This window comes from Mycobacterium sp. 1165178.9, assembly GCF_001673555.1.
In the GTDB taxonomy this organism is placed as follows: domain Bacteria; phylum Actinomycetota; class Actinomycetes; order Mycobacteriales; family Mycobacteriaceae; genus Mycobacterium.
In genome coordinates, this window is record NZ_LZMB01000518.1 from 1 (window position 1) to 7,377 (window position 7,377).

Here is a 7,377-nt window from a genome sequence, read left to right on the forward strand (position 1 = left end):
CCGTCACCCGCTGATCATCGCCTCGTTGGCGCAAACGGCGCAGGCCGCCGCGCACGGCAACTTCAGCCTCGGGCTGGGACTTGGTGCTCGTCAGGTGGAAGGCCCGGCCTTCGGCACCGATTGGTCCAACACCATCACCCGGCTGCGCGAGCACCTGACGATCCTGGCGTCGGTGTTCAGCACCGGCGGTGTCGACTTTCACGGCAGCGAACTCAGCGCCAGCCCGAGCTGGCCGGTGCAGGTGCCCGGCGGCACCCCGGTCCCGGTGTATGTGGCGGCCATGGGCCCTAAGGCGTTGCGCGTCACCGGCGAACTGGCCGACGGGACACTGCCCTACCTGGCCGGGCCCCGCACGATCGAAGAATTCATCGTGCCCGAAATCACAGAGGCGGCGGCCGAGGCGGGCCGCCCGGCGCCGCGCGTCGTCGCCGCGGTGCCCGTGCTGTTATCCGACGATGTCGAGGGCGCTCGCAGCGCCGCCGCCCAGCAGCTGAGCTTCTATGAGGCCATCCCGTCATATCGAAACGTGATCGCCCGCGAAGGCCTCGACAGTGTGGTCGACCTCGCCGCGATCGGCCCCGAGGAATCTGTCGCGCGCCAGCTGCGCCGCTACCGTGACGCCGGCGCCACCGACATCGTGCTCAGCCCGCTGGACCGCTCCGACTCGGTCGACCGCGAAGCCCTGTGGAGACTCACCGCAGCAGTGTGAACGTGCGGGATCGGCGCAGTCAGCGGTACTTGATCATCAGCTCAATGCCGACGATGCACACCAGCCAGATGGCGGTGATGAAATACGTCAGCCGGTCCAGGTTCTTTTCCACCACCGTGGAGCCGGACAGGCTCGACTGCACGCCGCCACCGAACAGCGTGGACAGGCCGCCACCTTTGGCGCGGTGCAGCAGCACCAACAGCACCACCAGGATGCTGGTGACGACCAGGGTGATCTGCAAAGCCAACTGCATGACGGCCAGCCTACCGGGGCGGAGTCGTTCTCAGGGCAGCGGCCCACCGGCGGCGATCGCCGCCAGCGTCGCGAACTGCTCGCCGTCCAGGGACGCGCCCCCGACCAAACCGCCGTCGATGTCGTCACGGGCAATCAGCTCGCCGATGTTCTTGGCGTTCACCGATCCGCCGTAGAGCACCCGCATGTCCTCCGCGATCTCCGGCGAGGCGAGGGACGCCAACTGCTTGCGGATCGCCGCGCACACCTCCTGGGCGTCGCCCGCGCTGGCCACCCGCCCGGTGCCGATAGCCCACACCGGCTCGTAAGCGATGACGACCTTGGCGATCTGTTCGGCGGACAGCCCGGCCAGCGAGCCGCGCAGCTGCTCCTCGCAGTGGCCGACGTGATCTCCCGCCTCGCGGACCTCGAGGTGTTCGCCGATGCACACGATCGGGGTCAATTCGTGCTTGAGCGCCGCGGCGGCCTTTGCGGCCACCACCGCGTCGTCCTCGTGATGGTAGGTGCGCCGCTCGGAGTGCCCGACGACGACGAACGTGCAACCCAGCTTGGCCAGGAAGGCGCCGCTGACGTCGCCGGTGTAGGCGCCCGAATCGTGCTGGGACAGGTCCTGCCCGCCGTAGGTCAACCGCAGCTTGTCGCCGTCGACCAGGGTCTGCACGCTGCGCAGATCCGTGAACGGAGGCAGGACCGTGACGTCGACCTTGTCGTAGTACTTGTCGGGCAACGCGAAGGCGATCTTTTGCACCAGCGCGATGGCCTCGAAGTGGTTGAGGTTCATCTTCCAGTTGCCGGCGATCAGCGGTTTGCGGCTCACGCGTCTCCTTCGCTTGGCTGCGGCCGGCCCAGTACCTCGATACCTGGCAGCGTCTTGCCCTCAAGGTATTCCAGCGACGCGCCACCTCCGGTGGAGATGTGCGAAAAGTCGCCCTCCGGGATGCGCAGGGCGCGCACCGCGGCCGCCGAGTCGCCACCTCCGACCACGCTGAATGCGCCCTTGCCGGTCGCCTCTGCGATGGCCTCGGCGACGCCCTTCGTGCCGGCGGCGAAGGCGGGGAACTCGAACACGCCCATCGGACCGTTCCAGAACAAGGTCCTTGCGTTGCACAGCAGCGCCGTGAACCGCTTGACCGAGTCCGGCCCGATGTCCAGGCCGATCATGTCGTCCGGGATGGCGTCGGCCGACACGGTTTGCGGGGGTGAGTCAGCCGCGAACTTCTCGGCGACCACGATGTCCCTCGGCAGGCGCAGCACGTCGACGTAGGTGTCTAGAAGGTCCCGGCAGGTCTCCACCATCTCTTCCTCCAGCAGCGACTTGCCCACCGAAAACCCTTGCGCTGCAAGGAAGGTGAAGCACATACCGCCGCCGATGACGATGCTGTCGGCCTTGGTCGCCAGCGACTCGATGACCCCGAGCTTGTCGGAGACCTTGGACCCGCCGAGCACAACGGCGTAGGGCCGCTCCGTCGAGCTGGTCAACTGTTCGAGCACCCGGATCTCTTCGGCCACCAGCGTGCCGGCGTAGTGCGGCAGCAGGGTGGCTATGTCGTACACGGAGGCCTGCTTGCGGTGCACCACGCCGAAGCCATCGGAAACGAAAGCGCCTGTCGGCCCGACCAATTCGGCCAGCTGCCTGGCAAGCGCCAGCCGCTCGTCATCGTCCTTGCTGGTTTCCCGGGCGTCGAATCGGACGTTCTCCAGCAGCAGGACGTCCCCGTCGGTCAGCCCCTCGGCGCGCGCGAGCGCGTCGGTGCCCACGACATCGCCGGCCAGCTGCACGTGCCGGCCGAGCTGCTCACCGAGCGCCGCGGCAACGGGCGCCAGCGACAGCTTCGGGTCGGCTCCACCCTTGGGCCGACCCAGATGTGCGGTGACCACTACCTTCGCGCCCGCGTCGACCAGCGCCTTCAGCGTCGGCACCGAGGCGGTGATGCGGCCGGCATCGGTGATCCTGCCGTCATCGAGCGGGACGTTCAGATCGGAGCGCACCAGCACGCCGCGACCGGAAACCCCTTCGGCGAGCAGGTCTTTCAGATTGTGGACGGCCACGGTTTACAGCGACTTGCCGACCAGGGCGACCAGATCGACGAGGCGGTTCGAGTAGCCCCATTCGTTGTCGTACCAGGACACCACCTTGGCCTGGTCCTCGATCACCTTGGTCAGGCCGGAGTCGAAGATCGAACTGTGCGGGTCGGTGACGATGTCGCTGGACACGATCGGCGCGTCGTAGTACTTCAGGATGCCCTTCATGGGCCCCTCGGCGGCGGCCTTCATCGCGGCGTTGATCTCGTCGGCGCTGGCGGACTTCTTCAGCTCGGCGGTGAGGTCGGTGACCGAGCCGGTGGGGATCGGCACCCGCAGCGCGTAGCCGTCCAGCTTGCCCTTCAGCTCCGGCAGCACCAGGCCGATGGCCTTGGCGGCGCCGGTGGAGGTCGGCACGATGTTCAGCGCGGCGGCACGCGCCCGGCGCAGGTCCTTATGCGGCCCGTCCTGCAGGTTCTGGTCCTGGGTGTAGGCGTGGATGGTGGTCATCAGGCCCTTGACGATGCCGAACTCGTCGTTGAGGACCTTGGCGATCGGACCGAGGCAGTTCGTGGTGCACGAGGCGTTGGAGATGATGTTCTGGCTGCCGTCGTACTTGTCGTCGTTGACGCCCAGCACGATGGTGATGTCCTCGTCGGTGGCCGGCGCGGAGATGATCACCTTCTTGGCGCCCGCGTCCAGGTGGCCCTTGGCCTTGGCGGCGTTGGTGAAGATGCCGGTGGACTCCACGACGACGTCGACGCCCAGGTCGCCCCAGGGCAGCGCCGCGGGGCCTTCCTTGACCTCGAGCGCCTTGATCTTCTTGCTGCCGACGACGATCGTGTCGTCACCCTCGAGGCTGACGTCGTGGGGCAGGCGGCCCAGAATGGAGTCGAATTTCAGCAGGTGCGCCAGGCTGGCGTTGTCGGTGAGGTCGTTGACCGCGACCACCTCGATGTCAGCGGTGCCTTGCTCCTGTTGAGCCAATAAGGCCCGGTAGAAGTTCCGCCCGATGCGACCGAAGCCGTTGATACCTACTCGGACCGTCACTTGTCTCTCCTGTCGTCTTTCTTTCCTGCGTCCGCTGATCTGCGCTCGTCGCCAGCCTAGATCAGTTTCGCCGTCCGTTGCCGGGCTGGTACATCACCCGTGACGACGACCACACGCGGCCGGGCTATCGACGACGCTTCCGCAGCCACCCCAGTGCCGCCTCGGCGGCGTAGTAGCCGCACAGGCCATGGATGCCCGCTCCCGGCGGCGTGGATTGCGAACACAGGTAGACGCCCGGCACCCCGGTCGCATACGGGTTGACGGAGATGCGCGGCCGCAGGATGACCTGCAGCCTGTCGTTGGCGCCGCCGATGATGTCGCCGCCGATGAAGTTGGGGTTATAGGCCTCTAGATCCGCGGTGCCCTTGCTGACGGTTGCCACGACGCGCTCGTGGAATCCCGGGGCGAACCGCTCGATTTGGTCGACGACGGCGGCGGTGGCGTCGCCGGTGTAGCCGAACGGCACGTGCGCATAAGCCCAGATCGGGTTGATGCCGCCCGCCGACCGGGAGGGGTCGGCCAGGTATTGCTGCCCTACGAGCACAAAGGGCCGCCCCACCATTTTGCCTTGCGCGCGTTGACGTTCGGTGTCGGCGACCTCGGCGAACGTGCCGCCCAGATGGACCGTGCCGGCGCGACCGCAATCCGGGTTGGTCCAAGGGATGTGACCTTCGATGGCGAAGTCGACCTTGAACGCCGAGGAACCCTGGCGGTAGCGCGCATAGGAGCGTTTGACGCGGCCGGGCATGGCGTCGCCATAGATTTTCAGCGCCGCGGCCGGAGTCAGGTCGAGCATGACGATGTCAGCGTCGGGAATGTCGTTGCGACGGGTGACGGTCGCACCGGTGGTCACGGCCCCGCCGTGCTCTTCGAGGGCGGCGGTGAGCGCCTTGGCGATCGAACCCGATCCTCCCTCGGCGACCGGCCACCCATATCGGTGGCCGCTGGCCAGGATCATCAGCCCGAGCGACGCGGTGAGTGGGCGGTCCAGGCGGGTGTAGACGTGCGCGGCCGATCCGCCGAACAGCGCGCGCACCTGTTCGGTACGAAACCACCGGGCCATCGCGGTGGCCGGCAGCACCGCGCGCGGTCCGAAGGCGGCGAGGCGAACCGGGTGACGCGGAATGTTGAGCACGGGACGCAGCAGGTCTTCGGCCAGCGCGTCGAATCCAGCCGCAAGGTCCCCGACCGCGCGGCGCCACCGGGAGGCGTCGGGTCCCATGCCGGCCGTCGTCTCATCGAGGGACCGGTACAGCACCCCGGCGGTCCCGTCGTCGAGTGGGTGCGCGCAGTCGATATCCGGCCACCTCCACGCCAGCCCGTAGCGCGGGAGGTCGATCTCCTTCCAAAACGGCGAACCGATCCCCAGCGGATGAAACGCCGAGCAGTGGTCGTGGATGACGCCGGGCACCGTCAACTCACCGGAGCGTGCTCCGCCGCCGACGGTCTCGCGCGCCTCCAGCACCTGGACGTCGATGCCGTCCCGGGCCAGCCGGATCGCCGCGGCCAGGCCGTTGGGCCCGGCACCGACGACCACCGCGGTCGTCACGAATCTCCGTGAAGGACGGGTTGCGTGGTGAGGTGAACCGGAAATTCGTCACCCGGCTCGGGCCACGGCTGACGCGACGCCATGTCCTCGATGGTGACGTAGCCCGCCTCGATCAGTCCGGTCTTGGCGTCGAGGATGCGGTACCACTGCTTTTGGATATGGATCGGTTGACCCTCGAGGACGATCACGCGAAGGTCGCCGTCCTCGAAGTTGCAGCGCCGCTGTACCGCCTCGAGCAGCTGCTCGTTGTGCAAGTGCCCTTCACCGAAGTTCCACCCGACCAGGGGCCCGGCCACGACCTCGCCCTCGCGCACCTTGTAGTCGGCCTCGTTGCCGATCGCCCGCGGCAGCAGGCCATTGAGTGCCCGGCCGTGAATATGCATAGCGCGGAACGCCGCCACCTTGTCCGCCATGACTTCGGCGGTCTGCGGGCCGTAGAGCCGGGCCAGCTGATTGACCACGAGCGCGGAGCTTTTGACGATCTCGGCGTCGACCTTCTCCTCGGCGCCCGCCCGGAAGCACCACAGGCTGGTGGCCCAGTTGCCGGCGTAGTAGCGCATGGCCGGCAGGAACGAAATCTTCTCGGGGAACATGTTTCCCGCGATCACGATGGCCACCACGACCAGCACGAGCGCCAGCAGCAGCGGCGAGGAAAGATCGGTGGCACGAATCCCGCCGTAATGCCCGAACAGGTAGAACAGCGAGAAGATGAAGAACACGTTCCACTCCAACGGCACTCCCATCGGGAGGTTGGAAATGATGTTGAGGTGGAAGACCACCATGAATCCGATCAGGAACCACCGCCACGGTTGATCGCCGGCGACGAACACCAGAACCGTGGGAACGATGAATTCCGCTGTCGTGCCCCCGACATGGGCCATCAGCTTCGGCAACCAGGTGGGCCGTAGGTCGTTGAGGTGGTCGCGGTAGAGCAGGCGCTTGATCGGGGTGAACAGCTTGGGCCGCAGCAGCGCGTTGTTGCTCGTCATCACCGCAACCACGTACGGGAAGTGGTGGTTGAGCTTGGAAGTCGCTGCGCCCCACCACAAGCAGAGCATGATGATCTTGAAGGCCGCGATCTGGTCGGTGAACGGGAAGAAGAACACGAACAGCTTCAGCCAATAGTGTTCGCCGCGGGCGGCCAGGAAGATCGTCTTGTCGCGCAGTCCCAACAGCGCCAGGGCGACGATCGTCGGGATGACCCGGACGGGGTCGATCAGGCCGACGTCGCCGGTGGCGGTCACCGGCCCGCCGTGACCGGGTGACAGCAGCGCCCACACCCCGCCGATCAGAACGATGGCATACAGTGCGACGTCGACGACGGTACGGTTGTCACCACGGGTGAACGGAACCTTGCCGGGCCAGGCCGGTAGGCGAATCGTGTTGGGCCGCAACCAGTAAAGGATGCCTCCGATCGGTGGCATGAACCGCCCGGTCAGCGGCCCGGATCCGCAGCCGAGGCCCACGACCTCGAACAGCAGCGTGAAGATGACAACCTTCTGGTAGACGATGGGTTGCGTCCACCAGTCACCGATGCGGCCCAGGCCGCCGAGCCCGGGCGTAAGCGAGATGACCGCGGCCGGCACGACGATGTACAGGGCTATTTTGAGCAGGTACAGCAGATACACCGCGTACGGTGTCCCGAAGCCGTGCTCCGCCCAATGCCGCGTCACCACTTGGAGTCGGGTGGCCCGGGGCAGGGTCGGCCAGGTCGTGTGGTCGACGTCCGGAAGTTCCGGTGACATGAATCCCATGGGCGGCCTCGTTCCTGTCTAGAAACCAGCTGGCCCATCGA

7 protein-coding genes are annotated in these 7,377 nt (G+C 66.9%); 1 reads left to right on the forward strand and 6 read right to left on the reverse strand.

The genetic code is table 11. The features are described 5' to 3' along the window. The coding region (locus A5652_RS22145; RefSeq protein WP_067356801.1) for a TIGR03564 family F420-dependent LLM class oxidoreductase at window positions 1-709 on the forward strand (709 nt) is incomplete at its 5' end. A 19-nt stretch (window positions 710-728) separates the two neighbouring features. On the opposite strand, the gene secG is transcribed toward A5652_RS22145, so the two are convergent. The 6 genes from secG to A5652_RS22175 form a co-directional block, all read right to left on the reverse strand. Further along, the gene (secG, locus tag A5652_RS22150; protein WP_067356804.1) at window positions 729-962 is read right to left on the reverse strand and encodes a preprotein translocase subunit SecG; all 234 of its coding nucleotides are present in this window, start codon (window positions 960-962) and stop codon (window positions 729-731) included. Between the two features lie 30 nt (window positions 963-992). Further along, window positions 993-1,778, reverse strand: a complete 786-nt coding sequence (gene tpiA / locus A5652_RS22155) for a triose-phosphate isomerase (RefSeq protein ID WP_067356808.1) — start codon at window positions 1,776-1,778, stop codon at window positions 993-995. Next, complete coding sequence (gene pgk / locus A5652_RS22160) at window positions 1,775-3,010, reverse strand: phosphoglycerate kinase (RefSeq protein WP_067356811.1); 1,236 nt, start codon at window positions 3,008-3,010, stop codon at window positions 1,775-1,777. The genes tpiA and pgk overlap by 4 nt, the downstream gene beginning before the upstream one ends. 3 nt (window positions 3,011-3,013) lie before the next feature. Beyond that, a complete protein-coding gene (gap, locus tag A5652_RS22165) occupies window positions 3,014-4,033 on the reverse strand; it encodes a type I glyceraldehyde-3-phosphate dehydrogenase (RefSeq protein WP_067356813.1) in 1,020 nt (339 codons plus the stop codon). Window positions 4,034-4,157: 124 nt separating this feature from the next. Then, window positions 4,158-5,582 (reverse strand): NAD(P)/FAD-dependent oxidoreductase, encoded by a 1,425-nt coding sequence (locus A5652_RS22170; protein ID WP_067356816.1) that lies wholly within the window; start codon window positions 5,580-5,582, stop codon window positions 4,158-4,160. Beyond that, window positions 5,579-7,336 carry a DUF3556 domain-containing protein gene (locus A5652_RS22175; protein ID WP_067356823.1) on the reverse strand — a complete coding sequence of 586 codons (1,758 nt, stop codon included), beginning with the start codon at window positions 7,334-7,336 and terminating at the stop codon, window positions 5,579-5,581. Before A5652_RS22175 ends, A5652_RS22170 begins: the two co-directional genes overlap by 4 nt. Window positions 7,337-7,377: the final 41 nt, after the last annotated feature.

Coding starts and splice junctions, on each gene's coding strand:
- secG (WP_067356804.1), bottom strand. CDS start 962: ATGCAGTTGGCTTTGCAGATCACCCTGGTCGTCACCAGCATCCTGGTG.
- A5652_RS22175 (WP_067356823.1), bottom strand. CDS start 7,336: ATGGGATTCATGTCACCGGAACTTCCGGACGTCGACCACACGACCTGG.